This window comes from Aeromicrobium sp. P5_D10, assembly GCF_054049535.1.
Map to the genome: position 1 here is coordinate 354,334 of NZ_JBFUME010000004.1, position 25,035 is coordinate 379,368.

Annotated in this window: 27 protein-coding genes; 7 read left to right on the forward strand and 20 right to left on the reverse strand. The window is 64.8% G+C overall.

What is annotated here, in order from left to right:
• Window positions 1-68: 68 nt before the first annotated feature.
• The 4 genes from ACXJKC_RS09490 (at window position 69) to ACXJKC_RS09505 (ending at window position 5,175) form a co-directional block, all read left to right on the forward strand.
• Window positions 69-1,223 carry a sensor histidine kinase gene (locus tag ACXJKC_RS09490; RefSeq protein WP_456696455.1) on the forward strand — a complete coding sequence of 385 codons (1,155 nt, stop codon included), beginning with the start codon at window positions 69-71 and terminating at the stop codon, window positions 1,221-1,223.
• Window positions 1,220-1,882 carry a response regulator gene (locus tag ACXJKC_RS09495; RefSeq protein WP_456696456.1) on the forward strand — a complete coding sequence of 221 codons (663 nt, stop codon included), beginning with the start codon at window positions 1,220-1,222 and terminating at the stop codon, window positions 1,880-1,882. The genes ACXJKC_RS09490 and ACXJKC_RS09495 overlap by 4 nt, the downstream gene beginning before the upstream one ends.
• An 84-nt stretch (window positions 1,883-1,966) precedes the next feature.
• The gene (locus ACXJKC_RS09500) at window positions 1,967-2,728 is read left to right on the forward strand and encodes an ABC transporter ATP-binding protein (RefSeq protein WP_456696457.1); all 762 of its coding nucleotides are present in this window, start codon (window positions 1,967-1,969) and stop codon (window positions 2,726-2,728) included.
• 2 nt (window positions 2,729-2,730) lie between these two features.
• Complete coding sequence (locus tag ACXJKC_RS09505) at window positions 2,731-5,175, forward strand: ABC transporter permease (protein WP_456696458.1); 2,445 nt, start codon at window positions 2,731-2,733, stop codon at window positions 5,173-5,175.
• An 87-nt stretch (window positions 5,176-5,262) separates the two neighbouring features.
• Here ACXJKC_RS09505 and ACXJKC_RS09510 read toward each other — a convergent pair whose 3' ends face one another.
• Entirely contained in the window at window positions 5,263-7,239 is a 1,977-nt protein-coding gene (locus ACXJKC_RS09510) for a protein meaA (protein WP_456696459.1), read from the reverse strand.
• A gap of 87 nt (window positions 7,240-7,326) precedes the next feature.
• Here ACXJKC_RS09510 and ACXJKC_RS09515 point away from each other — a divergent pair, with 87 nt between their 5' ends.
• Window positions 7,327-7,899, forward strand: coding sequence for a cob(I)yrinic acid a,c-diamide adenosyltransferase (locus ACXJKC_RS09515; RefSeq protein WP_456696460.1), 573 nt, complete (start codon window positions 7,327-7,329; stop codon window positions 7,897-7,899).
• A gap of 13 nt (window positions 7,900-7,912) precedes the next feature.
• Here the strand turns inward: ACXJKC_RS09515 and ACXJKC_RS09520 are convergent, their stop codons facing one another.
• The 18 genes from ACXJKC_RS09520 to ACXJKC_RS09605 all read right to left on the reverse strand — a co-directional run bounded on the left by ACXJKC_RS09520 (window position 7,913) and on the right by ACXJKC_RS09605 (window position 21,547).
• Complete coding sequence (locus ACXJKC_RS09520; protein WP_456696461.1) at window positions 7,913-8,128, reverse strand: hypothetical protein; 216 nt, start codon at window positions 8,126-8,128, stop codon at window positions 7,913-7,915.
• Window positions 8,129-8,252: 124 nt separating this feature from the next.
• Window positions 8,253-8,699, reverse strand: coding sequence for a DUF2550 domain-containing protein (locus ACXJKC_RS09525; protein WP_456696462.1), 447 nt, complete (start codon window positions 8,697-8,699; stop codon window positions 8,253-8,255).
• A 53-nt stretch (window positions 8,700-8,752) separates the two neighbouring features.
• Window positions 8,753-9,145, reverse strand: a complete 393-nt coding sequence (locus ACXJKC_RS09530) for a F0F1 ATP synthase subunit epsilon (protein WP_456696463.1) — start codon at window positions 9,143-9,145, stop codon at window positions 8,753-8,755.
• Window positions 9,145-10,590 carry a F0F1 ATP synthase subunit beta gene (atpD, locus tag ACXJKC_RS09535; RefSeq protein WP_456696651.1) on the reverse strand — a complete coding sequence of 482 codons (1,446 nt, stop codon included), beginning with the start codon at window positions 10,588-10,590 and terminating at the stop codon, window positions 9,145-9,147. The genes ACXJKC_RS09530 and atpD overlap by 1 nt, the downstream gene beginning before the upstream one ends.
• Before the next feature lie 5 nt (window positions 10,591-10,595).
• On the reverse strand, window positions 10,596-11,528 hold the full coding sequence (locus ACXJKC_RS09540) for a F0F1 ATP synthase subunit gamma (protein ID WP_456696464.1): 933 nt from the start codon (window positions 11,526-11,528) through the stop codon (window positions 10,596-10,598).
• Window positions 11,529-11,530: 2 nt separating this feature from the next.
• Window positions 11,531-13,171, reverse strand: a complete 1,641-nt coding sequence (gene atpA, locus ACXJKC_RS09545; protein WP_456696465.1) for a F0F1 ATP synthase subunit alpha — start codon at window positions 13,169-13,171, stop codon at window positions 11,531-11,533.
• A gap of 35 nt (window positions 13,172-13,206) precedes the next feature.
• The gene (locus ACXJKC_RS09550; protein WP_456696466.1) at window positions 13,207-14,007 is read right to left on the reverse strand and encodes a F0F1 ATP synthase subunit delta; all 801 of its coding nucleotides are present in this window, start codon (window positions 14,005-14,007) and stop codon (window positions 13,207-13,209) included.
• Complete coding sequence (locus ACXJKC_RS09555) at window positions 14,007-14,549, reverse strand: F0F1 ATP synthase subunit B (protein WP_456696467.1); 543 nt, start codon at window positions 14,547-14,549, stop codon at window positions 14,007-14,009. The genes ACXJKC_RS09550 and ACXJKC_RS09555 overlap by 1 nt, the downstream gene beginning before the upstream one ends.
• Window positions 14,550-14,572: 23 nt before the next feature.
• Entirely contained in the window at window positions 14,573-14,776 is a 204-nt protein-coding gene (gene atpE / locus ACXJKC_RS09560) for an ATP synthase F0 subunit C (RefSeq protein WP_108578844.1), read from the reverse strand.
• 90 nt (window positions 14,777-14,866) lie between these two features.
• Window positions 14,867-15,652, reverse strand: a complete 786-nt coding sequence (atpB, locus tag ACXJKC_RS09565; RefSeq protein ID WP_456696468.1) for a F0F1 ATP synthase subunit A — start codon at window positions 15,650-15,652, stop codon at window positions 14,867-14,869.
• Window positions 15,653-15,835: 183 nt separating this feature from the next.
• Window positions 15,836-16,240, reverse strand: a complete 405-nt coding sequence (locus ACXJKC_RS09570) for a hypothetical protein (protein ID WP_456696469.1) — start codon at window positions 16,238-16,240, stop codon at window positions 15,836-15,838.
• Window positions 16,241-17,362: a glycosyltransferase family 4 protein gene (locus ACXJKC_RS09575; protein WP_456696470.1), complete on the reverse strand. Its 1,122-nt coding sequence runs from the start codon at window positions 17,360-17,362 to the stop codon at window positions 16,241-16,243. It abuts the gene before it with no gap.
• A complete protein-coding gene (locus ACXJKC_RS09580; RefSeq protein ID WP_456696471.1) occupies window positions 17,363-18,004 on the reverse strand; it encodes an L-threonylcarbamoyladenylate synthase in 642 nt (213 codons plus the stop codon).
• A 160-nt stretch (window positions 18,005-18,164) separates the two neighbouring features.
• Window positions 18,165-18,707 carry a VTT domain-containing protein gene (locus ACXJKC_RS09585; protein ID WP_456696472.1) on the reverse strand — a complete coding sequence of 181 codons (543 nt, stop codon included), beginning with the start codon at window positions 18,705-18,707 and terminating at the stop codon, window positions 18,165-18,167.
• An 11-nt stretch (window positions 18,708-18,718) separates the two neighbouring features.
• Entirely contained in the window at window positions 18,719-19,567 is an 849-nt protein-coding gene (prmC, locus tag ACXJKC_RS09590; RefSeq protein ID WP_456696473.1) for a peptide chain release factor N(5)-glutamine methyltransferase, read from the reverse strand.
• Window positions 19,564-20,643, reverse strand: coding sequence for a peptide chain release factor 1 (gene prfA, locus ACXJKC_RS09595; protein ID WP_456696474.1), 1,080 nt, complete (start codon window positions 20,641-20,643; stop codon window positions 19,564-19,566). The genes prmC and prfA overlap by 4 nt, the downstream gene beginning before the upstream one ends.
• Window positions 20,644-20,749: 106 nt before the next feature.
• Entirely contained in the window at window positions 20,750-20,956 is a 207-nt protein-coding gene (rpmE, locus tag ACXJKC_RS09600; RefSeq protein WP_309968218.1) for a 50S ribosomal protein L31, read from the reverse strand.
• A gap of 108 nt (window positions 20,957-21,064) precedes the next feature.
• On the reverse strand, window positions 21,065-21,547 hold the full coding sequence (locus ACXJKC_RS09605) for a MarR family winged helix-turn-helix transcriptional regulator (RefSeq protein ID WP_456696475.1): 483 nt from the start codon (window positions 21,545-21,547) through the stop codon (window positions 21,065-21,067).
• A gap of 23 nt (window positions 21,548-21,570) precedes the next feature.
• On the opposite strand from ACXJKC_RS09605, the gene ACXJKC_RS09610 reads away from it, so the two are divergent.
• Window positions 21,571-23,616 (forward strand): MMPL family transporter, encoded by a 2,046-nt coding sequence (locus tag ACXJKC_RS09610; RefSeq protein ID WP_456696476.1) that lies wholly within the window; start codon window positions 21,571-21,573, stop codon window positions 23,614-23,616.
• On the opposite strand, the gene ACXJKC_RS09615 is transcribed toward ACXJKC_RS09610, so the two are convergent.
• A complete protein-coding gene (locus ACXJKC_RS09615) occupies window positions 23,613-24,095 on the reverse strand; it encodes a glutathione peroxidase (RefSeq protein ID WP_456696477.1) in 483 nt (160 codons plus the stop codon). The genes ACXJKC_RS09610 and ACXJKC_RS09615 overlap by 4 nt on opposite strands.
• 251 nt (window positions 24,096-24,346) lie before the next feature.
• Between ACXJKC_RS09615 and ACXJKC_RS09620 the strand changes: the two genes are divergently transcribed.
• Window positions 24,347-25,033, forward strand: coding sequence for an EAL domain-containing protein (locus tag ACXJKC_RS09620; RefSeq protein WP_456696478.1), 687 nt, complete (start codon window positions 24,347-24,349; stop codon window positions 25,031-25,033).
• Window positions 25,034-25,035 lie beyond the last annotated feature (2 nt).

Genomic DNA, 25,035 nt, shown 5'->3' on the forward strand with positions numbered 1-25,035 from the left:
GCCTCCGGTGCACGAAGTCATCCCACAGGTGGACGCGCACGCAGCGACTGCTCAGTAGGCTGAACCGCATGCGTGAGCGATCCGAGTTGCTGCGTCGCCTCGACTCCATCTGGATCGACATCGGACTCACCGCCATGCTCCTGGTGATCCCGGTGCTCCTCGGACTGTTCCAGACCGATCTGCAGTTCGCGTTCGACATCTTGTTGATCCTGCCGCTGATCCTGCGCCGTCACGCACCCGTGCTCTCGTTCACCGCAATCAGCACGCTTCTCCTGCTGCAGGCGATCGGGTTCGACCAACCCCGCTACGGTGACGTCGCGCTGCTTTTCGGCCTCTATGCGATCGCCGCCTTCGGACCGAAATGGGCCGTCTGGGCCAGTCTGGGGACCGGCTTCCTCGGATCCGCCGTCGGTGCGGCGAGATGGGGCGATCTCGACGACGTCCCCGCGCTCACGACCAATTTCGTCGTCCTGTCGACCTTGGTCTTCGCCGCCTGGCTCCTCGGGTACCTGGCCCGCACCCGCCGGGCCTATGTCGCGAGTCTCGAAGAGCGCGCTGCGCAGCTCGAACGGGACGCCGAGCAGCAGACCCAGATCGCGACGGCGGCCGAACGCGCGCGCATCGCCCGCGAGATGCACGATGTCGTGGCGCACAGCCTGTCGGTCATGGTCGTCCAGGCCGATGGCGCGCTGTACGCCGCACAGAAACGACCTGAGCAGGCCCTCGACACGCTGCGCACGATCTCGGCCACCGGACGGGCCTCACTGACCGAGATGCGCAAGCTGCTCGGGCTGCTGCGCGACGGCGAAGCCGAGGTCGACCTCGCCCCGTTGCCGACAGCCACCGACATCCCGGCGATGATCCAGCAACTGCGTGACAGTGGCCTGACGATCGAATTGCAGATCACCGGCGACCTCGACCAGATCGAATCGGCAACCGGCCTGACAATGTTCCGGGTCGTACAGGAAGCTCTCACCAACACGCTGAAGCATGCCGGTCCGCAGGTCACCGCCACGGTCGATCTGTTGGTCACGACGGACGCTGTCCACATCCGAGTCGACGACGACGGTCGAGGCGGATCCGTCGCCAACGACGAGCACGGTCACGGAATCGTCGGGATCCGGGAACGTATCGCAGTGCACGCCGGCGAGGTGACCGCCGCCCCGCGCCCCGGAGGCGGTTTCCGCGTCCTGGCCGTCATCCCGATGTCGGATCGCACATGACGATCAAGGTATTCCTGGTCGACGATCAGCAATTGGTTCGCGCAGGCTTTCGCATGCTCGTGGAGTCGCAGGACGATATGCAGGTCGTCGGCGAGGCCGGCGACGGCGCCTCCGCGACCGAGCTGCTCGCCGTGACGGCGGCCGACATCGTCCTGATGGATATCAGGATGCCGCGCATGGACGGTGTCGAGGCGACCCGCGTCCTGGCCGGCCGCGGCGAACGCCCACGAATCGTCGTGCTGACCACCTTCGACCTCGACGAGTATGTCTACAGCGCCCTCAAAGCAGGCGCTTCGGCGTTCCTACTCAAGGACGCCCAGCCCGAGGTCCTGCTCAGCGCCATCCGCGACGTCCACGCCGGGGATGCCGTCGTCGCTCCGAGCGCGACCAGACGGATGCTGGAGCGGTTCCTGGTCGCCGACACGCTTGCGGCACGGCACGAAGACCAGCGCCTGGCCGTCCTGACCGACCGTGAACGCGAAGTGCTCGGTCTCATCGCCGCCGGACGGTCCAACTCCGAGATCGCCACCGAGCTCTTCCTTGCCGAGGCGACCGTGAAGACCCATGTCGGCCGGATTCTGGCCAAAACCGCTTCTCGCGACCGCGTACAGCTGGTGGTACTGGGCTACGACACGGGTCTGGTCTCCCCCGGCACCTGAGTACGACCTGGGTATGACGGCAGGACACAAGGGTCGTCCCCTGGGTTGACGATTCGATCCCAGAATATTTCTAACGTGGTGATCATGGATACCACCGCGGTACTTGACCGCTCCACGACGCCCAAGATCGCCGCCCGGACTGCCGGACTGACCAAGGTGTACGGCTCAGGCGAGGCAGAGGTCCACGCTCTTGCCGGCGTTGATCTGACAATCGAGAGCGAGCGTTTCACCGCGATCATGGGCCCGTCCGGATCGGGTAAATCGACGCTGATGCACTGCCTGGCCGGACTCGATCAGGCCACGTCGGGCGAGGTGGTCGTCGGCGATCAGCGACTTGGCACGATGTCTGACAACGATCTGACCCGGTTCCGCCGCGAGCATGTCGGCTTCGTGTTCCAGGCCTTCAATCTGCTGCCGATGCTGACCGCCAAACAGAACATGCTGCTCCCCCTCGATCTCGCGGGGACCGACCCCGACTGGACCTGGTTCGACGAGCTCGTCGACGTCCTGGCGATCCGGGACCGTCTCGCCCACCGTCCCACCCAACTGTCGGGCGGACAGCAACAGCGAGTCGCAATCGCCCGGGCGTTGATGAGCCGTCCACGCATCGTGTTCGCCGACGAGCCGACCGGAAATCTCGACAGCCGGACCAGCCACGAGGTCCTCGACTTCTTGCGCCGTTCGGTCCGCGAGCTCGGGCAGACGACCGTCATGGTGACGCACGAACCTTCGGCGGCGGCGTTCGCCGACCGGGTCGTGCTGATCGCTGACGGGACCGTGGCCGGGCAGCTCGACGCGCCGACCCAGGACGACATCCTGGACGCGCTGCGCCAGATCGGCGGCTGAGCGTGCGTACCGTGATCCTCGCCTCGATGCGGACGTACGCACGTCGCTACGTCGCCGCACTCGTTGCCATCATGATCGCCACGGCATTCATCGTGGCGATCAACGCCCTGAGCCAGGCGGCCCGTGAAGGGTCGAATCACGCGGTCGAACAGCAGTACCGCAATGCCGATCTCGCGGTGAGCGCGATGGGGTCTGTCGATGCCTTCACGGCAGCCGCACGCGAGACCGAGAACGCCACCGGCGTGACCGATGTCGCGACCAACTGGCAGGCATATGCCAAGGCCCGTTTCCCCGACGGCACCCAGAACATCGCGATAGGCAGCATCGCGACTGCCTCACCGCTGCGCTGGCAGCAGGCGGACGCCGGGCGTCTGCCCTCGAAGGGCGATGAGGTGGCCCTTTCGGCTGCCCAGGCGACACAGCACCGGGTCAAACCCGGAGACGTCATCACCTTGGACCTGCCTGCCGGTGACAAAGCGCTGACCGTGACCGGGACGGTCAAGGACGTGGACGGACCGCTCAAGGCGACTGCCTACCTGCCCGAACGCGCCTTCGGCAGTCTGGACGACTTCGGATTCCCCCTCGACATCGTGGCCACGGCAACCGATACCGCCACGGTTGTCGCTCACCTGAGCCGCGAATTCGGTTCGGGCAGCGAATCTGGCGGAACCGTCCTCACAGGAGACGAGCACCGTCGCGCGCTGCAACTGACCGCTACCCGTGGCATCGATGTCTTCCAGAAGCTGATCTTCGTGTTCGCAGGCATCTCATTGTTCGTCGGTGCCCTCGTGATCGCCAACACCTTCACGATCCTGCTGGCCCAACGTGCCCGGGACCTCGCGCTGCTGCGGTGTGTGGGAGCACAACGCGCACAGGTCGCCCGGTCTGTCGTGTGCGAAGGGGCACTGGTCGGGGTGATCGGATCTGCTCTCGGCGTCGCATTGGGGACGCTGATCGCGGTCGCCGGTACCGCGATCATCGGCGAGCTGTCACCTGAGACGCCCATGAGCTCACCGTCGCTGTCACTGTTCGCGGTCGCCATTCCGGTGCTGCTCGGAATCGCCGTGACAGTCGCGTCGGCCTGGGCGCCGTCCCGTCGCGCGAGCGCTCAATCCCCACTCGGCGCCTTGCATCCCCAAGGCGTCGTCGAGGTACGAAGTCGATCCGGTCTACTGCGGATCGGCACGGGCACAGGATTTCTGCTGGTCGGCATCGGCGGACTCGTGCTGGGAGTCAAGGGCTCATTGGCCGTCGGCATGCTGGCAGGGATGCTCTCGTTCATTGGAATCGTGCTGTTGACCCCACTGACCGTCCCCTTCGCGATTCGGCTCGCGGGCCCCATCGCACGCCGATTGGGCGTACCCGGGCAATTGGCCCACATGAACTCGATGCGAAATCCACGACGCACTGCCGCGACATCGACTGCGCTGCTGATCGGCGTCACGCTGATCACGGCGGTCGTCGTCGGATCGGCCTCGATCCAGAACAAGGTCAACACGTCATTGGATCTCAACACGCCGGTCGACCTGACCGTGAGTGTCAGCAGCGGAACAGTCTCGTCCAGCGTCGTCAAAGACCTCCGGGACGTCGATGGAGTCGCTGGGGTGGCAACACTCGGCACTGTCGATTCCCGGCTCGGTTCACAACCGCAACGTGTCCTTGCCGTGGACCGCGCGGCACTGGCGACGATGCGTGGAGATGGGTCACTGCAGAAACTGCGCCCTGACCAGATCGTGTTGCCCGTGGGATCCGAGGATCTCCTGAAAGGCCGTGACACCGTGATGCTGCGGATCGGCGATCAACGTCGTGAGTTGCAGGCGATCTTCGCTGAAGAGATCGGCTCGGCGCCCCTGGTTTCCGCGTCGACGCTGAAGGCCATGGGCGGCACGAGTGCGGGGATCGGCGCGGTCTGGCTTCGCGCATCCGATCAGGCAGATCCGGCCGATGTCACCTCCGACGTACGGGCCATCGCCGAGACATCGGATCTCGACCTGGCCGGCGGCCTGCCGGACCGAGCAGACATCCTCAAGACCCTCGACGTCGTATTGGCAGTGACGGTCGGTCTGCTCGCGATCGCGGTCCTGATCGCCTTGATCGGAGTCGGCAACACCTTGAGCCTGTCAGTGCTCGAACGGGTCCGGGAGAACTCGCTGCTGCGGGCGCTCGGCCTACGACGGTCGGGGCTGCGCACGATGCTGGCGATCGAAGCGCTCCTGATCGCGGTGGTCTCGGCCGGTCTGGGCGTGGTCCTCGGCACCGTATACGCCTGGTTCGGGGTCAAGACCGTGTCGGTCGGCGTCTTCATGACGTCACCGGACGTCCTGATGCCATGGGGTCAGATCGTCCTGATCATGGTGATCTCCGCACTGGCCGGGCTCGGCGCCTGCGTCCTGCCGGCCCGTAGAGCCGCCAAGATCGAACCGGCGGCCGGCCTCGTCGCCGATTAGAACCGCGAGCGGTGCAAACCGACCCGCGAGTGGTGCGCTCTGGACAGACACGTCGTCTCAAAACGTCCCGTGCGCACCACTCGCGGTTCAGTGGGAGAGGTGGTTGGCTTTGCGGATCTCGTCGACGATGCGGTCCATGATCGAGGTCATGCCGAAGTCCTTGGGCGTGAACACCGCAGCGACGCCGGCGGCCTCCATCTTGCGGGCATCGGATTCGGGGATGATGCCGCCGACGATCAGCGGAACGTCACCGATGCCGGCCGCGTCCATGGCCTTCTGCACGTCCGGGACGAGCTCCATGTGCGATCCCGACAGGATCGACAGCCCGATCGCGTGGACGTCTTCGGCGACCGCGGCGGAGACGATCTGCGCGGGAGTCAGACGGATGCCCTGGTAGACGACCTCGAAGCCGGCATCGCGGGCACGGACGGCGATCTGCTCAGCGCCGTTGGAGTGCCCGTCGAGGCCTGGCTTGCCGACCAGGAAACGCAACCGGGTCCCGAGTTCGTCTCCGGTCTGGCGGACCCGCTCGCGCACTGCGGCCAGCTCAGCACCTGCCTCGGCGACACTGGCGACTCCGCTGACGCCTGTGGGCGCCCGGTACTCGCCGAAGACCTCACGCAGTGCGCCGGCCCACTCGCCGACAGTCGCACCGGCACGCACGGCCGCCAACGTGGCCGCCATCAGATTGGCCTCGGTCTTGGCTTCGCTCTGCAGACGCGCGAGAGCCTCGTCCACGGCGGCCTGGTCGCGCTGCTCGCGCCAGGCCCGCACGTCGGCGATCGCATTGGCCTCGGCCTCGGGATCAGCGGTCATGATCGCGGCGTCGAGGTCTGCCGTCAGCGGCGACGGCTCGGTCTCGGTGTAGGAGTTGACTCCGACGACGGTCATATCGCCGGCCTCGATCCGAGCCCGGCGCTCCGAATGGGAGCCGACCAGCGCCTGCTTCATATAACCCGACTCCACGGCGGCAACAGCGCCGCCCATGGCCTGTACCCGGTCGATCTCGGCCTTGGCACCCTCGATCAGCTCGTTGACCTTGGCCTCGATGACGACAGAGCCCTCGAAGATGTCGTCGTACTCGAGAAGGTCGGATTCGAACGCCAGCACCTGCTGCAGCCGCAGAGACCACTGCTGGTCCCAGGGGCGAGGCAGTCCCAGGGCCTCATTCCAGGCCGGCAGCTGCACCGCACGAGCCCGGGCGTCCTTGCTCAGCGTGACGCCGAGCATCTCCAGGACGATGCGCTGCACATTGTTCTCGGGCTGTGCCTCGGTGAGGCCGAGGGAGTTGACCTGCACGCCGTAGCGCATCCGTCGCATCTTGGGGTTCTGCACGCCGTAGCGCTCTCGCGTGATCTCGTCCCAGAGCCGCCCGAAGGCGCGCATCTTGCACATCTCCTCGATGAAGCGGACGCCGGCGTTGACGAAGAAGGAGATGCGTCCGACGACGTTCTCGAACTCCTCCGGAGGCACCTGACCGGAGTCACGCACCGAGTCGAGCACCGCGATCGCCGTCGTGAGGGCGTACGCGAGCTCCTGCGTCGGCGTCGCCCCGGCTTCTTGCAGGTGATAACTGCAGATGTTCAGCGGATTCCACTTCGGGATCGTGCTGACCGTATAGGCGATCATGTCGGTCGTCAGCCGCAATGACGGCGCCGGTCCGAAGACGTACGTACCGCGCGACAGGTACTCCTTGATGATGTCGTTCTGGGTCGTGCCCGACAGCAGCGCAGGATCGACGCCCTGCTCCTCGGCAGCGACCTGGTACATCGCGAGCAGCCACATCGCCGTGGCGTTGATCGTCATCGACGTATTCATGGTCTCGAGCGGAATGTCCTGGAACAACCGACGCATCGCACCCAAGTGCGGAATCGGCACGCCGACCTTGCCGACCTCTCCCCTACTGAGCTCATGATCGGGGTCATACCCGGTCTGAGTCGGTAGGTCGAAGGCGACCGACAGGCCGGTCTGCCCCTTCGCCAAGTTACGACGATAGAGAGCATTCGACTCTGCGGCAGAACTGTGTCCGGCGTAGGTGCGCATCACCCAGGGCTTATCAGGCATTTCGTCAGGTTACCGTTTCGTAACCAGGGGGTCACTGGTTACTGGGGCGTTCTGTCTCACACTCTTGGGACGACCTAAGATCTGGACATGGTCAACCTGACACGGATATACACAAGAACCGGCGACGACGGCACCACGAATCTCGGCGATATGAGCAAGACCAGCAAACTCGATCTGCGGTTGGCGGCCTACGCCGACGTCGACGAGGCGAACGCCGGGATCGGCTTCGCGATCTCGCTGGGAACGCTCGAACCCGACGTGGTCACGATGCTGACCCACATCCAGAACGATTTGTTCGACGTGGGGGCAGATCTGTCGTGCCCCGTGGTCGAGAATCCGGAGTACCCGCCGCTGAGAGTGGAACCGGACTACATCGACCGGCTCGAAGCCTGGTGTGACCACTACAACGAACAGGTCCCCAAGCTCCGCTCGTTCATCTTGCGCGGCGGAACACCGGCGGCGGCCGCCGTGCACCTCGCCTGCACCGTGACCAGGCGTGCGGAGCGTTCAGCCTGGGCGGCTCTTGACCAGCACGGCGACACCATGAATGTCCTGACGGCCAAATACCTCAACCGGTTGAGCGACCTGTTGTTCATCGTCGGCAGATACGCCAACCGGGACCAAGGCGATGTGCTCTGGGTCCCGGGTGGCGAACGTTGATCTGACTACAGGGTCAGTCCCAATCGATCCGCATCGTGGTGACGCCGCCACCGGGGGCAGGCGTCGGAGCATCCCAGTCGATGACCTTGGGAGGCTTCGGGGCCTTGTACTTGGCGACCTTGACCACGGTCGTGCCACTGGCAGTCGACTCCTCGGCCGAAGCACCGGAGACGGATCCCAAAATCGCGAGGGCCGAGACGGATGTTGCAACCACTAGACGCTTGAACACGTGACACCTTCTTGGCTCAGGATGTACTGGGTCGGAACCCAGGGAACAGAAACGATTCTCCTCGCCTCCCGACGAAGCGTCAAGGAAACGAGAGAACCTGTACGACCGCCCGACTCACGGGCGGTCACAGGACGTTGTTGACCCGCTGACCCGGTGGCGAGGACTCGAGCCACGAGAGCAGGCCGGTCAATGCATTGGCACTCATCGCGAACTGGTTGATGCCCGAAGCATTCTTCGTGCCGACGATGAGATGACCCGCATGGATCGCGTGGACCTCGTGGCCGACCGGCTCACGCCGACCATCGATCAGCACATCGCCGCGGATGAACCGGTAGCGGGGGCGCCACGACAAGGAGAATGTCCGAAACCACGCAAGCTCATTCTCGCCGTAGACCGCCAGTCCCAGCATCCAACCCACAGCGTCCGGTACCTCGCTGGGGTTGACGCTCATTTCGAACGTCACACCCGAGCGGGTCAGCAGCCAACGACGTACGAGCAGGCCCACAAGGAGCAGAACCACGCCGACCACGAGCACCGCGAGGATATCGATGACCCACCACCACAGCGGCACGACGGTCGACCCCCTCCCAGTTTTCGGAACAGCCGAGTCTCACAACACAAGCGTCAGGAAGCCTTGTCTATCAGACGCAACTTCGCCTCGGCGCGCAGCACAGCCTCAGAGTCATCCGCGGCCTGAGCTGCTTCCAAGTCTGCCTTAGTCGCTGCAGCGTCGACCTCGGAGGCCAAGAACGCATCCTCGCTCAGGATCGACACGTGGTTGTCGGCGACCGACAAGAATCCCGAATCGATCGCTGCGCGAACGACCTCGCCCTCGAGCGGCGTGATCTCCACGACGCCCGGGACGAGTAGCGACAGCAGCGGCGAGTGGTTCGCCAGTACACCCAGGTCGCCGTCGACGGTACGCGCCAGCACCTCGCTGGCCTGCCCCGACCACACGACGCGGTCCGCGGCAACCAGCTCGATCTGCAGCGCAGCTGACGTTTCGTTGTTCGCCATCAGAGGCTCTTCTGGATTTCTTCCCACTTCTTGTCGACGTCTTCGAGACCGCCGCACATGAAGAAGGCCTGCTCAGCCACGTGATCGTAGTCACCGTCACAGATCTTGGTGAAGCCGTCGATCGTCTCGTCGATGGAGACGGTCGAGCCTTCGATGCCCGTGAACTGCTTGGCAACGTACGTGTTCTGCGAGAGGAAGCGCTGGATACGACGTGCGCGCGAAACGAGCGTCTTGTCCTCTTCGCTGAGCTCGTCGACACCGAGGATCGCGATGATGTCCTGAAGCTCCTTGTTGCGCTGCAGGATGCTCTTGACCCGGTTGGCGGTGTTGTAGTGATCCGCCGAGATGTAACGAGGATCGAGGATTCGCGACGTCGAGGTCAGCGGATCCACGGCCGGGTAGATACCCATCGACGCGATCTCACGGTTGAGCTCGGTCGTCGCATCGAGGTGCGCGAACGTCGTGGCCGGAGCCGGGTCGGTGTAGTCATCGGCCGGAACGTAGATCGCCTGCAGCGAGGTGATCGAGTGACCACGCGTCGAGGTGATGCGCTCCTGGAGAACGCCCATCTCGTCGGCCAGCGTCGGCTGGTAGCCCACGGCAGAAGGCATACGGCCGAGCAGCGTGGAAACCTCCGAACCGGCCTGCGTGAAGCGGAAGATGTTGTCGATGAACAACAGCACGTCCTGGTTCTGGACGTCGCGGAAGTACTCGGCCATCGTCAGGGCCGACAGGGCAACGCGAAGACGCGCTCCCGGCGGCTCATCCATCTGGCCGAACACCAGTGCGACCTTGTCGAGAACGCCCGACTCTTCCATTTCGACGATGAGGTCGTTGCCCTCACGCGTGCGCTCGCCGACACCGGCGAACACCGACACGCCGTCGTGATCCTTGGCAACACGGGCGATCATTTCCTGGATCAGCACGGTCTTGCCGACACCGGCACCACCGAACAGGCCGATCTTTCCACCGAGCACGTACGGCGTCAGAAGGTCGATGACCTTGATGCCGGTCTGGAACATCTCGGTCTTGGACTCGAGCTGATCGAAGGCAGGAGCCTTGCCGTGGATTCCGCGGCGTTCCTTGACTTCCCACTTCTCGCCCTCGGCGAGGTTCATGACGTCGCCGGTGGTGTTGAACACCTTGCCCAGGGTCTGGTCGCCGACCGGAACCATGATCGGCTCGCCGGTGTTGGTGACCGTCGCACCACGGACGATGCCGTCAGTCGGGCGCAGGCTGATGGCTCGCACCAGGCCGTCGCCGATGTGGAGGGCGACCTCGAGGGTCAGCGTCTCGGTGACACCGTCGATCGTGGTGTCGACCTTGAGCGCGTTGTACATGTCGGGAATCGCATCGCTCGGGAACTCGATGTCGAGGACCGGGCCGATGACCCGAGCGACGCGGCCGGTGGCCAGCGTGGTGTTCTCAGCGGTATTGGTAGGCATCTCTCTCACTCACTCCCAGCGGTGGCATCGGCCAGAGCGTTGGCTCCACCGACAATCTCGCTGATTTCCTGGGTAATACCCGCCTGGCGGGCCTGGTTGGCTGTCCGGGTGTACTTCTCGATGAGGTCCTGCGCATTGTCGGTGGCCGACTTCATGGCCTTCTGACGTGCCGCGAGCTCCGAGGCAGAAGCCTGCAGCAGGCAGTAGTAGATGCGGCTGTGGATGTATTTGGGCAGCAGCGCATCCAGGACCTCGTGTGCCGACGGCTCGAACTCGTAGAGCGGCAGCAGATCCTCGTCTTCGGGAGCCTCGGTTCCCTCGACGACCTCCAGCGGGAGCAGACGAATCACGTCGGGCTCCTGCGTCATCATCGACTTGAACCGGGTGAAGACAACATGCAACTCGTCGGCGGCCAGAGCCGGGTCGAGGGCCTCTTCATCGGTTTCGTCGATGTGGAAGGTCCGGACCAAGGTGTTGCCGATCTCGCGGGCATGGGAGTACTCCGGCTTATCGGAGAATCCGGTCCACGATGTGATGAAGGGACGGCCACGGAAGTTGTAGTACGCCTCAGCCTTGCGGCCGGCCAAGTAGAGGTCGACCTCCTTGCCTTCAGCGTGCAGCTTCTCGACGAGACGCTCGGCTTCCTTCATGACCGACGACGAGTAGCCGCCGGCCAGACCGCGATCGCTCGCGATGACCAGGACTGCCGCCTTCGTCGGGTTCTCCCGCTCCGACGTCAACGGGTGGTCGACATTGGAGAAGGTGGCGACGGCAGACACGGCGCGCGTGAGCTCACGGGCGTACGGCGCTGCCGCCGCCGCTCGCTGCTGCGCCTTGATGATGCGTGACGCTGCGATGAGCTCCATGGCACGCGTGATCTTCTTGGTCGCCTGTGTCGACCTGATCTTCGCGCGTAGTTCGCGTACCGATGCCGCCATCGTCAGCCCCGCTTCTGCTTGACGATCTGCTCCTGCTCGACATCTTCGTCGGCGAGGGCGTCGAACTCTTCGTGGCCGGCCTTGATCGAGCCGCCGTCCGAAGTCTCGAACTGATCGGTGAAGGAGTCGTACGCAGCCGTCAGGGCCTGCGCGTTGTCGTCGTCGAACTTGCCCGTCTCACGGATCGCGGCGAGGACATCGCTGTGCGAACGCTTGAGGTAGTCGAGGAACTCGGTCTCGAAGCGGCTGACGTCCTCGACTGGGACGGCGTCGAGCTTGCCGCTCGATGCGGCCCAGATCGACACGACCTGGTTCTCGACCGGGAACGGTGCGTACTGACCCTGCTTGAACAGCTCCATGATGCGCTGACCACGAGCGAGCTGCTGCTTGGATGCGGCATCGAGATCGGAGGCGAACATCGCGAACGCTTCCATCGCCCGGTACTGGGCCAGCTCGACCTTGAGCGAACCCGTGACTGACTTCATCGACTTCTGCATCGCCGCACCGCCGACTCGCGAGACCGAGATGCCGACGTCGACAGCGGGACGCTGGTTGGCGTTGAACAGATCGGACTGCAAGAAGATCTGACCGTCGGTGATCGAGATGACGTTGGTCGGGATGTAGGCCGACACGTCATTGGCCTTGGTCTCGATGATCGGCAGACCCGTCATCGAGCCGGCGCCGAGCTCATCGCTCAGCTTGGCGCAACGCTCGAGCAGCCGCGAGTGCAGGTAGAAGACATCGCCCGGGTAAGCCTCACGGCCCGGCGGGCGGCGCAGCAACAGCGACACGGCACGGTAGGCCTCGGCCTGCTTCGACAGGTCGTCAAAGATGATCAGAACGTGCTTGCCGGCGTACATCCACTCCTGGCCGATGGCCGAACCGGTGTACGGGGCGAGGTACTTGAAGCCTGCCGAGTCGGAGGCGGGAGCAGCGACGATCGTCGTGTACTCCAGCGCGCCGGCCTCTTCGAGGGCGCCGCGCACCGAGGCGATGGTCGAGCCCTTCTGGCCGATACCGACGTAGATGCAGCGGACCTGCTTGGTCGGATCGCCGGACTCCCAGAAAGCCTTCTGGTTGATGATCGTGTCGATCGCGATGGCAGTCTTGCCCGTCTGACGGTCACCGATGATCAGCTGACGCTGGCCACGGCCGATCGGCGTCAGGGAGTCGATCGCCTTGAGGCCTGTCATCAGCGGCTCGTGCACGCTCTTGCGCTGCATGACGTTGGGGGCCTGCAGCTCGAGCGCACGGCGCTTGTCGGAAGCGATCTCGCCGAGACCGTCGATCGGGGCGCCCAGCGGGTCGACGACGCGACCGAGGTAGGCATCACCGACGGGGACCGAGAGGACCTCGCCGGTACGGCGCACTGTCTGGCCCTCTTCGATACCGGAGAACTCACCCAGGATGACGACACCGATTTCGCGGACGTCGAGGTTGAGCGCGAGGCCGAGCGTGCCGTCCTCGAACTCGAGGAGTTCGTTGGCCATCGCCGACGGGAGGCCCTCGACGCGAGCGATGCCGTCACCGGCGCTCGCCACGATGCCGACCTCTTCGGTCGCTGCAGCGCTGGGCTTGTAGTCAGCCACGAACTTCTGCAATGCGTCGCGGATCTCGTCCGGACGGATCGTGAGTTCCGCCATGTGTGTGCCTGCCTTCTTGTCTGGGGAGAGTGTTTCTAGCCTGCGAGTCGCCGACGGGCGACTTCGAGGCGAGTGGACATGGAACCGTCGACAACCTCGTCGGCAACAGAGACCGTCAGGCCTCCGACGACTGAGGGATCGACGACGATGTTCAGGTGGACGTCGTGTCCGTACTTGGTGCCCAGCGCGGCGGCCAGGCGGTCCTTCTCGGTGTCGTCGAGTTCATAGGCGACTCGCACCTCGGCGAGCAAGCGGCTGCGGCGAGCCGCTGCTGTCTCACCGAAAGCAGCCAGGGCCTTCTCGAACGAACCCGTGCGCGCGACGGACGCCTGAGCCGTGAGGGCCAGTGTCGTCGCGGTGACCTTGCCGTCCAGCAGTGTGCTGAGCAGCTTGCCCTTCGCAGCAGCCGGAAGCGCCCTATCGGACACGACCTGCCGCAGCTCGGCATCGGAGCGCACCAGGCGTCCGACTTCGAACAACTCGGTTTCGACAGCATCCAGTTCACCGGCACTGTCGGCGGCGGCGACCAGTGCGGTCACTCCCGCGGTCTCGAGGCCGTCGGTGAGATCTCGTCCCGATGCCCAACGGCCCTTGACCGCAGTCTCGAGGACCGCGAGTGCGTCCTTGCTGAGCTGGTCACCGAAGACCTGCTTGGCAAGGAGCGCCTTGGCCGACGACTCGGTCGACGGATCGGTCAGGACCCGCCTGAGCGCCGGCTCGCGGTCGAGCACTGCGACGACGTCAAACAACTCGGCGCCGAACTCGGCCGACGAGCCCTTGACCGCGTTGACCGCGGCAAGAACGTCGTCGAGCGACCTCGCAGAAATCCCTCGCATCAGTTCGCCGACTCCTCGAGCTCGGCGATGAAGCGCTCGACCGTACGCTTCTGGGCGGCAGAGTCGGAGAGTTCCTCACCGACGATGCGACCAGCAAGCGTCGTGGCCATGGCTCCGACCTCACCCTTGAGCTGAGCCAAGACCTGCGAACGCTCGGCCTCGACCTGCGCATGCGCGGTCGTGGTGATGCGCTCTGCCTCTGCCTGGGCCTGGGCCCGCAGCTCGGCGATGATCTGGGCGCCCTGTTCCTTGGCTTCCTCACGGATAGCCGCAGCTTCATGGCGTGCACCCGCCAGCTGGGCGGTGTACTCGTCGAGGGCGGCCTTGGCCTCCTTCTGAGCTGCCTGGGCATCTTCGATGCCGCCTTCAATGGCAGCAGTGCGCTCGGCGTACGCCTTCTCGAAGTTCGGAACAACGAACTTCCAGATAGCGAACACCACGATCGCGAAGACGATCAGACCGAGAACGAGCTCGCTCCAGACCACGGCGAGAGGGCTGTGCTCCTCCCCCTCGGCCGATGCGGCCAGCAGAGTCTTGTACATGGCGATTCCTGTCCGCTACTGGGTCAAAGAACGAAGGCGAGGGCGATGCCGATGATGGCAAGTGCCTCGGCAAGGGCGAAGCCAAGGATGGCGATCGCCTGCAGGCGAGCCTGCGCCTCGGGCTGACGAGCGACACCGTTGATGTAGGCCGCGAAGATGAGACCGATACCGATGCCAGGACCGACAGCAGCGAGGCCGTAGCCGATCATGTTGAGGTTGCCGTCCACGGCAGTTCCTTTCGTTGTGACGCAGATGCGCGTCGTTCATGGTGAAGAAAAGCGTATGAAGTTGTAAGTCTGGGTCGTGCTAGGGGTGGCTCAGTGCTCTTCGGCGATTGCGCTGCCGATGTACATCGCAGTCAGCAAAGTGAAGACATAAGCCTGCAAGAACATGACCAGCAGCTCCAAGAAGCTGACCAGGATGCCCAGGATCAGGGAGAGGATGCCGACCGGCGCGTACGCGATCTTGTCGGACTCGAACACCAGGTAAGCCGCGCCCGTGGAGAACAGGATCAGCAGGAGGTGGCCGGCGAACAGGTTGGCAAACAAACGCAGTGCCAAGGTCGCGGGGCGGACCAGGATGTTCGACATGAACTCGAGCGGGATCAGCAGGATCAGGATCGGGCCCTTCATACCGCTGGGCACCGTCTGATGCTTGAGGTAGCCGAAGAAGCCGTGCTTCACGATGCCTGCACCGTTGTAGACGATCCAGGCCAAGGCCGCGAGTCCGTAGACATAGCTGATGCGCGAGAAGCTCGGGAACTGCAAGAACGGGATGACACCGTAGTAGTTGTTCACGAACAGGAACAGGAACAACGAGAACAGATAGGGCACGTACTTCATGAAGTCCGCGCTGCCGATCGAATCGCGCGCGATGCCATTGCGGACAAAGCCGTAGACGGCCTCGCCGGCGAACTGCAGGCGTCCGGGCACGACAGCGGCCTTGCGGGACGCGGCATACGTGAAGGCGATGATCACCACAGCCGAGAGCGTCAGCAGCAGCATCGACTTCGTGACACCGAAGTCGCCGATGTGGAAGGCCGGCGGAAGTTCAAAACTGCCTGGTCCCGGCGCAATGAAACTCTCGGAAGCTACGTTCGTCACTCACATAACCCTTCAGATGGCGCGGTCGATTACTCAGTCCGGCTACGGCCTGCGTCATTGCGATGCGGTTCTAGCGAACCGTCGGTGCCCGAGGGCTCCCACACTGCTGCCTTAACCACAGCGCACGGGTGACTCGAAATAAATCGGGCGGTCCCGTTGTTGCGGCATCAGGCTATCAGGCTACTACGGAGCGTCGTTGCCCAGGTCGTACATCGGCAGTCGCTGACGCTTCGCGGCTCGGATCTGGAAGTACGTCCACGCGAGTGTGGCCACGATCACGGTGCCTGCGAGGCTTTTCGGGTCGAGGCGGTCTCCAGCCCGGTCGCTGTCGGCCAGCACCGTGAAGAGCGCCAACAGCGCCACGACCTTGGTCACGAAGAACATCATCGCCACGAGCAAGGACAGCTGCGGGCTGACTTTGGTGATGGGCCCGAGCGCGAATGGACTCGAGCTGAAGAACACGCACACCAGCCCCCCGCCGAACAGCGCACCCAGCGCACCCGCCGAGCCTTGGATGATTCCGGCGACGACGGCGCAGACCGCCACCACGGCAACAACCCATGGAAGGACTTTGAGGACCTGCTGCACTTACGACCAGACCTTCTCTTCGAACTTGGGTAGGAGGAACACCGCCGCGATCGTGACAACCGCCAGGACGCTGAAACCGACGATCGACTGCCACCCGCTGAACAGGCTGATCACGACACTGCCGAAGGCGACCAGGCCGGCAAAGGCGTACATCAGCAAGACGGCACGGCGGTGGGAGTGGCCGATCTCCAGCAGCCGGTGGTGGATATGCATCTTGTCGGGGCTGAACGGCGAGCGGCCGGCGCGGGTACGTCGTACGACCGCGAGTGCCAAGTCGACGAACGGCACCAGCAGGATCGTGAACGGCAGGATCAACGGCAACAAAGCGGGGAGGAAGCTGACCTCCGCTCCCCCGATGCCCTCGCTCAGGGCCGTGGCCGGGAACTGGCCGGTCAGGCTGATCGACGAGCATGCAAGCACGAAGCCGATCAGCATCGAGCCGGAGTCACCGATGAACATCCGGGCCGGGAAGAAGTTGTGCGGCAAGATTCCGATGCACGCACCCGCCAGTGCGGCGGTGAGCAGTGCCGCGGCGATCGCGCGGGTCTCGCCGTTCTCGACGGCCAGGATGAACGCGTAGGCGAAGAAGGCGACCGCCCCGATCGCGACCATTCCGGCCGCGAGGCCGTCGAGCCCGTCGACGAAATTGACGGCGTTGGCGGTGCCGACGATCAGCAGCACCGTGAAGATCATGGCCTGGAACTGATCGAGACCGATGTAGTTGCCGTACAACGGCAGGTAGACGAACTGGACACCCTGCGCCACGACGATCACGCCGGCCAGCACCTGCCCGGCGAACTTGCTCAGGGCATCGAGTTCATACAGATCATCGACGACTCCGACGATGCAGATCACGATGCCGCCCAGCAGGACCGCGCGGGCGTCCTTGAACACATCGCTGTCGGCGAGCGACAGGAACGGCAGGTTCGTCGCGACCAGGAATGCCGCGATGAGACCGCCCAGCATCGCCGGGCCGCCGAAATAGGGCGTGGGGATCGCGTGGACGTCGCGATCGCGCACCCGTGCGACGGCCCCGAAGCGGACTGCGAGCTGCCGCGCGATCGATGCCAGAAGATAGGTGACGCCGAGGGCGACTCCGAAGACGACGAGATACTCGCGCATCTACTGGGCCGGCTCGATCGTGTTGTTGAAGGTGTGGAGCGTCTCCAAGGTGATCGCGCCCTGTCGCAGGATGCGCGGGGTCGACCCGGTCGCGTCCAAGATCGTCGAGGGGACGTCGGACTGGCTCGGACCGCCGTCGAGGTAGACCGAGACGCGTCCGCCCAGCATGTCCTGCGCCTGTTCGATCGTCTGGGCGGCCGGGTCACCGGTTGTGTTGGCACTGCTGACCGCAAGCGGGCCGGTCTGCTTGATCAGGGCCAGTGCACGTTTGTCGTCCGGCATGCGCACCGCGACGGTGTTGTGGGTCTCTCCGAGGTCCCAGGTCAGGGACGGCTGCTGACGCAAGATGACCGTCAGCGGGCCCGGCCACAGTGCTTCGACCGTCGAGCGGAGCCACGACGGGATGTCGATGGCCAAGGCGTCGAGCGTCGTCGGCGAACCGACCAGCACCGGCGGCGGCATGTCGCGGCCGCGACCCTTGGCATTCAGCAGGTTCTGCACGGCTTGCGGCGAGAAGGCGTCAGCCGCCAGGCCGTAGACGGTATCGGTCGGCAGAACGACAAGTTTGCCCGCTTCGAGCGCCGCCTGGGCCGCCAGTAGTCCCCGATCGAACTCCTCGTCAACACTGCAGTCGAACTTCACGTGTTCATCCTAGGGCGCGCCGACTCCTTCGTCGTCGCCCCCACGGTTCGTTCCTCACAGTGGCCGGGCTTCGCCCGGGCGCCTGCCTTCGCTCGCTGCGCTCGCTCGGCCCATGGTTGGGGTGCCTGTTCGGTCTGGGCTTATAGCGGCTGGGGCGGGGTCAGAACCAGCTGACTTGGTGCAGGATGAATGCGATCGCGAGGAACTGGATGAGGCGGCCGAGAAAGACCATCGTCAGGAACAGCCACTGCGGTTGCTTCGATGCCCCGGCCAGGATCGTCACGATCGCCAGCGGCGGCACCATGACCAATGAGGACATGAAGACCGTGAGGCCGCCCGAATACGGCCGGTCGAGCAGCGTCAGTAGCCAGTCGTTGATCTTCTTGATCACCTGGAAGAACCGGGTCCGGCCCAGTCGTCTGCCGAACTGACGCGTAGAGGCCGAGAAGGCATTACGCGGCTTCTCGGGTTTGACCATACGAATCTTGTTGGTGCCGCGTCTGGCCAGCTGGAAGACGAAGCCCTTGCCGATCGTCGTCGCGATGACATGCACCAGGATCAAGAAGGCGAGAAACGGACGGCTGCTGACCGTCGCGCCCGTGGCGACGACGTAGACCTCGGCATTGACGAACATCGGCAGCAGTGCCGCGCCGATGCCAACAGCGAATGCGACACCGATCAGTGCCAGTTCTCCGCCGCCCATGATGCAAGAGCCTAACGTCGAGGCTTGGTGGCGGTGACGAAGCGTGGCCGGTCGGCAAGGTCGGCGTGATCGCGCACCTCTGCCCAACGGGGCAGGAACACCCCGGGAGCAGACTCACCCTGGGCATCGGCATGTTCGGCACCGACGACTCCGCCGGGCTTCAGCAGTCGCCACGCGACCTGATCGACAACCCGCATCGCATCAAGGCCATCATCGCCCGACCACAGCGCGAGCGCCGGATCGTGGTCACGCGCCTCCGGTGCCACGGACTCCCACGCGTCGAGCGGAACGTACGGAGGATTGGTCACCACGACGTCGACCTGTCCGTCGAGGTCGGTGAAGGCGTCGGCCATGTCGCCGAGGCGCAGATCGACGCCTGTGCCGGCCAGATTGCGTTGCGCCCATTCATAGGCCGGCTCGTCGAGCTCGACGGCGTGGACCTGCGCGCCCGGCACCTCATGGACGACCGACAACGAGATCGCACCCGCACCTGCGCACAGCTCGACGACGACCGGCGACTCGATCGTCTTGGCGTGGTCGATCGCCCAACCGGCCAGCAGCTCGGTCTCGGGGCGGGGCACGAAGACGCCCGGACCGACCTCGACGTCGATGTAACGGAAGGCGGCACTCCCGGTGAGGTGCTGCAACGGGGTGCGAGCCGCACGTGCGGCCACCATCGACTGGAATTCCTGCACCTGACGCCCGTCTGGCTTGGCCTTGCCGAGCAGCATCATGCGAGGCACGCCCGTGACATGGCTCAACAGCATCTCGGCGTCATGACGCGGCGATGACACTCCCCCGGCCTCGAGGTCTGCTGTGGCTTGCTCCAGCAGCCGCTCTGCCTGCGATCGTACGGTCATGAACCGCTCTCGACGGCGGCCAGTCGCTCAGCGAGCTCGGCATCGACGAGCGACTTGATGACGTCATCGAGCGCCCCGTCCATGACCTGGTCGAGGTTGTAGGCCTTGAAGCCCGTGCGGTGGTCAGAGAGCCGGTTCTCGGGATAGTTGTACGTCCGGATGCGCTCGGAACGGTCGACGGTGCGGATCTGCGATTTGCGGACATCGGACGCTTCGGCGTCGGCGGCGGCCTGCGCAGCCTCCAGAAGGCGCGCACGTAATATTCGCATCGCCGACTCCTTGTTCTGCAACTGGCTCTTCTCGTTCTGGCAGCTCGCGACGACACCGGTGGGTACGTGGGTGATGCGCACCGCCGAGTCGGTCGTGTTGACGCTCTGTCCGCCGGGACCCGACGAGCGGTAGACGTCGATGCGCAGATCGTTGTCGTTGATCTCGATATCGATGTCCTCCGCCTCGGCCAGGACCAGGACGCCGGCAGCAGAAGTGTGGATGCGTCCTTGCGACTCGGTCACCGGGACCCGCTGCACGCGGTGGACGCCGCCCTCGAATTTCAGCAGGGCATGCGGGGCTTCGCCGGGCTCGGGGGTGCCCTTGGCCTTGACCGCCATCGTGACGGACTTGTAGCCGCCCAGCGCCGATTCGGTCGCGTCGATGATCTCGGTCTTCCATCCACGCTGCTCGGCGTAGCGCGAGTACATCCGCTGCAGATCGCCGGCGAACAGGGCCGACTCCTCACCACCCTCGCCGCCCTTGATCTCCAGCAGGATGTCTTTGGAGTCCTGGGGGTCACGCGGAACCAGCAACCGCTGCAGACGCTCGGACAGCTCATTCAGACGCGGAATCAGGGCTTCGACCTCGGCGGCGAACGATTCGTCCTCTGTTGCGAACTCGCGCGCGGCCTCGAGGTCGTCGGTCGTCTGCTGGAACTCGCGATACGTCTTCACTATCGCGCTGAGCTCGGCGTAGCGCTGTCCCAGCTTCTTGGCCAGGCGCTGGTCAGAGTGCACCGAAGGGTCGGCCATGCGCTCTTCGAGCTCGGCATGCTCGCTGACGAGTGTCTCGACTGCCTCGAACATCTGGACCTCCTGGTTACGGTGCAATAGCGCGGGCGACAATCACCGGCACCCACAGACAACAGCGCCGACCCGAGCCCGGAGGGCAGGGGTCGGCGCTGGTAGGTCGCTACTTCTTGGCGTAACGCTTCTCGAAGCGAGCCACGCGGCCGCCGGTGTCGAGAATCTTCTGCTTGCCCGTGTAGAACGGGTGACAGGCCGAGCAGACGTCAGCGCGCAGGACGCCTTCAGGAGCCGTGCTCTTGGTCGTGAACGAGTTGCCACAGGTACACGTGACCTGGGTCTCGACGTAATCGGGGTGAATGCCTTGCTTCATGATGTCCTCTCGGCGGCGCTGGGTCGTATCGCGGGATGCGGTGCGTGAACCAGAACCAAGGATGAATTCTGCCAGTTGGCACCCCACATAAGGAAATCGGGTCCGGATCTATTCCCCGGACCCGGCGGCCTCTGCCCTCGCAGCATCGGTCGCTGCGACGATCTGCTCCATCAGCGTCGTGAAGGCCCGCAGGTCGGCGGGGTCCTGGACGTCCAGGACGCGGCGCATGTGCTGGGCGAGGACGCCGAACATCGATCCGCCCACCGCCCGCGCGGTGTCGGTGATCTCGATATGGACCGAGCGACGATTGCCGGGCAACTGCGAACGCTCGATGTGGCCGGCTTGTTCGAGTCGGGCCAGCATCGCCGAGGTCGCCGGTGGACTCAACGCCATGACGTCACTGAGCTCTTTGGGGCTCGACGCCTTGTGGTCCATGATCAACGACAGTGCGGTCAGATCTGTGCGGTGCATCGTGTGGAGATGGCTCATCTCGGTCATATAGCGCTCGACGCTGCCGACGAATGTCCTGAGCTCCCTCACGAGTCCGAGCACATCGTCATCGGTCGGTACTGCTCGTTTGGCGGCTTCCACGTCGTCAGCATACTATTTCACCCATGGAACTATTCAATGATGGAAGCGGGTCGGGAAGGCGGACGCGCTCCCGGTCGCTCCTCGGGCCGCGATCCAAGCTCCTCGTCGTGGCGTTCTTCCTGATCGGCTCGGCCCTCGTACTGACGTCCGGGCTCACGGCTCGCGAGAACAACTCCCCCACCGCGCTGCTGCCCGATTCGGGCGAATCGACGAAGGTCGCCGCCTTGCAACGCAGTCTGCCTGCCAGCGACGAGTCTCCCGCCCTCGTCGTGCTGAGTGCCGACAAAGGCGTTCTGGAGCGTGGCGGTTCAGTGACAAAGGCCGTGATCGACGCGGTGCAAAGATTCTCGGTAAGCGACGATGCACTCACCCCGCTTTTCTCCAACGACTCCACGATCGCCCTGATCCCGGTGCCGCTCGACTCCGAGACCGGCAAGGAACAGATCGAAGACCTTCGCACGGCGCTCGACGAAGCCGTCCCCGCTTCGGTCACCGCCGAGGTCACGGGCGGGCCGGCATTCCAGGCAGATCTCGCCGACGTCTTCGCCGGTGCCGACCTCCGCCTGCTGCTCACCACCGCATCCGTCGTGGCACTGTTGTTGCTCATCACCTACCGGAGCCCATGGCTCTGGCTCGTGCCGCTCACCGTCGTCGCGGTCGCCGACCGCGTGGCGGTGACCGCTGTTGCGGCGGCCACCGAAGTCTTCGGCTTCTCGGTCGACGGCTCGACCATCGGCATCACCTCCGTGCTCGTCTTCGGCGCGGGAACCAACTACGCCCTACTGCTGATCGCCCGCTACCGAGAAGAGCTGCGCCGGCACGAGGACCGCCACACAGCTATGACCTCCGCCTGGCGGCAGGCTGCTCCCGCGATCCTCGCGAGCGCCGGCACCGTGATACTCGCCCTGCTCACTTTGTCGTTCGCCGATTCGCCCTCGAACCGCGCACTCGGCTACTCCGCTTCCATCGGCGTCGCAGTGGCCGCGATCTACGGACTCGTTGCACTGCCCGCCGCTCTGGTGTTGTTCGGACGCCGGCTGTTCTGGCCGTTCGTCCCCCGCGTCGGCCAGGACGACCCCGCTCGGTCGGGTTTGTGGTCGCGGGTCGGCGCACGCGTCGTCGCTCGGCCGCGCACCGTCGCACTCGGCAGCCTCGCCGTCCTGCTGATCCTTGCGCTCGGAGGGGTCGGCCTCAACGTCGGACTGTCCCAGAACGACCGTTTCCGCGAGACGCCCGAAGCAGTCACTGGTCAGGAGACGCTCGCGAAAGGCTTCCCGGCGGGGGCGGCCGAACCGACCGTCGTCCTCACGCGACCAGATCGAGTCGAGGAGGTCACCCGGCGTTTGCAGGACATCGACGACGTGGCCTCGGTGCGTCCCGGCCCGGCGAACGAGACCTGGGCCCAGCTGGATGTCGTGCTGGGTTCCGACCGCGGATCGGAACGCTCGACTGCAGCCGTCAAGGCTTTGCGCGACACCTTGACCGACGCCGAGCTCGTCGGTGGACCCGACGCACAGGACCTGGACTCCCGGGCTGCCGCGATCGACGACTTCACCCTGATCGCGCCGCTCGTCCTTGCCTGCGTCCTGTTGATCCTGCTCCTCTTGCTGCGATCAGTCGTGGCCGCTGTCGTCTTGGTGCTGACGGTTGCCGCGACCTACGTCTCCGCGATGGGCCTGGGCTGGTTCGTGTCCCAGTGGCTGTTCGACTTTCCTGCCCTCGACCTGACGGTCCCTCTGTTCGCGTTCATCTTCCTGGTGGCGCTCGGGGTCGACTACAACATCTTCTTGACGACCCGCGCCCGAGAGGAAGCCCGTACCGAACCGATCGCCCGAGCGATGACGACCGCGCTCGCGGTGACCGGCGGCGTCATCACGAGCGCTGGCATCTTGCTGGCGTCGGTATTCGCAGTGCTCGGCGTTCTGCCGTTGATCACATTGACCCAGATCGGCATCATCGTGGGTCTCGGCGTCCTGCTCGACACGCTTGTGGTCCGAAGCCTGCTCGTTCCTGCCCTAGCGACCCTGTTGGGCGAACGGTTCTGGTGGCCTGGTCATCCCAAGCGCTAGGCCGGCAGCAGCTTCTCGATGTCGCCGCGGATCTTCTCGGGCTTGGTCGTCGAGCCGTAGCGCTTGACCACATTCCCGTCGGTGTCGATCAGGAACTTGGTGAAGTTCCACTTGATCTTGGCTGGACCGAGGCCGCCCTTCTCCTCTTTGAGCCATTTGTAGAGCGGATGGGCCCCGTCTCCGTTGACCTCGATCTCGGAGAACAGCGGGAACGTCACACCGAAGTTCTTCTCGCAGAACATCGCGGTCTCCTCGTCCCCGTCGGGGTTCTGGTGCCCGAACTGGTCGCATGGGAAGCCGAGCACGACCAGGCCACGGTCGACGTACTCCTGGTACACCGCCTCGAGCCCCTTGAACTGGGGAGTGAATCCGCACTGCGTCGCGGTGTTGACGACTAGCAGCACCTTGCCCTTGTAGTCGGCGAGGAGACGCTCCGTGCCGTCAATCGCGGTAGCAGAAAAGTCGAATGCGCTGGTCATGACGCAAGCGTAGGCCGCACAGGGAAGCACAGCCATCCCAAACAGTTTCGGCCCAGGCCCGATCCACCTCATGACCAACCAGACCTCCCGTATTCTGGCGCCACATGGGCACGCAGGCGTCCACGTCCATCACGAGGAGCGTTGTCCACCGGGTTGGGAGGTCCGAATCGATGAGAGCACTCAAGTGCGTCGAAGCCTCGACAATTCTCGTTGCCGCGGTCCGCGCGAACATCGACACCGTGAGCTGAGCCATGTCTCACCTCCTTGAAGATGCCGAACCACTCCGTGGTCGCGACACAGCAACCGAGCCGCGCCTGCCGTTCGAGTACCTGCCGATCCTCGATGTGGCCCGCGGGGTACCGGCCGGATACCAGGCGATGGGGTTCACCGGCGGCTCTCCAGAACACCGTACGACCGATCCGACAATCGACATCGCCCGCGCCGCGCTCACGGCGTTCTCGATTCTGCCTCCCAACACCTTCATGGCGATCCCCGTCCCACTGAGACGGCTGGGTGACCCGGACGTCCGCGCGGCCATGCGTGATCACGGGAGTCTGGTTGGCGTCGTTCTCGACATCACGGACTTCTCACCGACGATCAGCATCGCGATCGAGACGGCACTCGGCGAGGCCCGCGACGCGGGTGCGCTGATATCGGTGGGTGGCCGTGAGACCGCCCAGCCCGAGCTCGGCAGCATTATCAGGCTCCGACCAGCGATCGTCAGACTCGGCAAGGCGTGGATCGCCGGCCTCGATCAGTCTCCGACGAAACGGACCGCTATCGAGGTGACCGGACGCCTGACAGAGCAGCTCGATGCCCGGATCCTGGCCGAATCCGTCAGCACCGCCGCAGAGCTGCAGGCCCTGTCCGAACTCGGAGTCCCGCTGGCCCAAGGATCGTTCGTCGGCGGACCTCGACCAGCGTGGCCGCAGGCGTGATC

Bases quoted from the DNA above. Each gene is read 5' to 3' on its own strand.
- ACXJKC_RS09490 (WP_456696455.1), top strand. From the start codon at position 69: ATGCGTGAGCGATCCGAGTTGCTGCGTCGCCTCGACTCCATCTGGATC.
- ACXJKC_RS09495 (WP_456696456.1), top strand. From the start codon at position 1,220: ATGACGATCAAGGTATTCCTGGTCGACGATCAGCAATTGGTTCGCGCA.
- ACXJKC_RS09500 (WP_456696457.1), top strand. From the start codon at position 1,967: ATGGATACCACCGCGGTACTTGACCGCTCCACGACGCCCAAGATCGCC.
- ACXJKC_RS09510 (WP_456696459.1), bottom strand. From the start codon at position 7,239: ATGCCTGATAAGCCCTGGGTGATGCGCACCTACGCCGGACACAGTTCT.
- ACXJKC_RS09515 (WP_456696460.1), top strand. From the start codon at position 7,327: ATGGTCAACCTGACACGGATATACACAAGAACCGGCGACGACGGCACC.
- ACXJKC_RS09530 (WP_456696463.1), bottom strand. From the start codon at position 9,145: ATGGCGAACAACGAAACGTCAGCTGCGCTGCAGATCGAGCTGGTTGCC.
- atpD (WP_456696651.1), bottom strand. From the start codon at position 10,590: ATGCCTACCAATACCGCTGAGAACACCACGCTGGCCACCGGCCGCGTC.
- ACXJKC_RS09540 (WP_456696464.1), bottom strand. From the start codon at position 11,528: ATGGCGGCATCGGTACGCGAACTACGCGCGAAGATCAGGTCGACACAG.
- atpA (WP_456696465.1), bottom strand. From the start codon at position 13,171: ATGGCGGAACTCACGATCCGTCCGGACGAGATCCGCGACGCATTGCAG.
- ACXJKC_RS09550 (WP_456696466.1), bottom strand. From the start codon at position 14,007: ATGCGAGGGATTTCTGCGAGGTCGCTCGACGACGTTCTTGCCGCGGTC.
- ACXJKC_RS09555 (WP_456696467.1), bottom strand. From the start codon at position 14,549: ATGTACAAGACTCTGCTGGCCGCATCGGCCGAGGGGGAGGAGCACAGC.
- ACXJKC_RS09575 (WP_456696470.1), bottom strand. From the start codon at position 17,362: ATGCGCGAGTATCTCGTCGTCTTCGGAGTCGCCCTCGGCGTCACCTAT.
- ACXJKC_RS09585 (WP_456696472.1), bottom strand. From the start codon at position 18,707: ATGGGCGGCGGAGAACTGGCACTGATCGGTGTCGCATTCGCTGTTGGC.
- prmC (WP_456696473.1), bottom strand. From the start codon at position 19,567: ATGACCGTACGATCGCAGGCAGAGCGGCTGCTGGAGCAAGCCACAGCA.
- prfA (WP_456696474.1), bottom strand. From the start codon at position 20,643: ATGTTCGAGGCAGTCGAGACACTCGTCAGCGAGCATGCCGAGCTCGAA.
- rpmE (WP_309968218.1), bottom strand. From the start codon at position 20,956: ATGAAGCAAGGCATTCACCCCGATTACGTCGAGACCCAGGTCACGTGT.
- ACXJKC_RS09610 (WP_456696476.1), top strand. From the start codon at position 21,571: ATGGAACTATTCAATGATGGAAGCGGGTCGGGAAGGCGGACGCGCTCC.
- ACXJKC_RS09615 (WP_456696477.1), bottom strand. From the start codon at position 24,095: ATGACCAGCGCATTCGACTTTTCTGCTACCGCGATTGACGGCACGGAG.
- ACXJKC_RS09620 (WP_456696478.1), top strand. From the start codon at position 24,347: ATGTCTCACCTCCTTGAAGATGCCGAACCACTCCGTGGTCGCGACACA.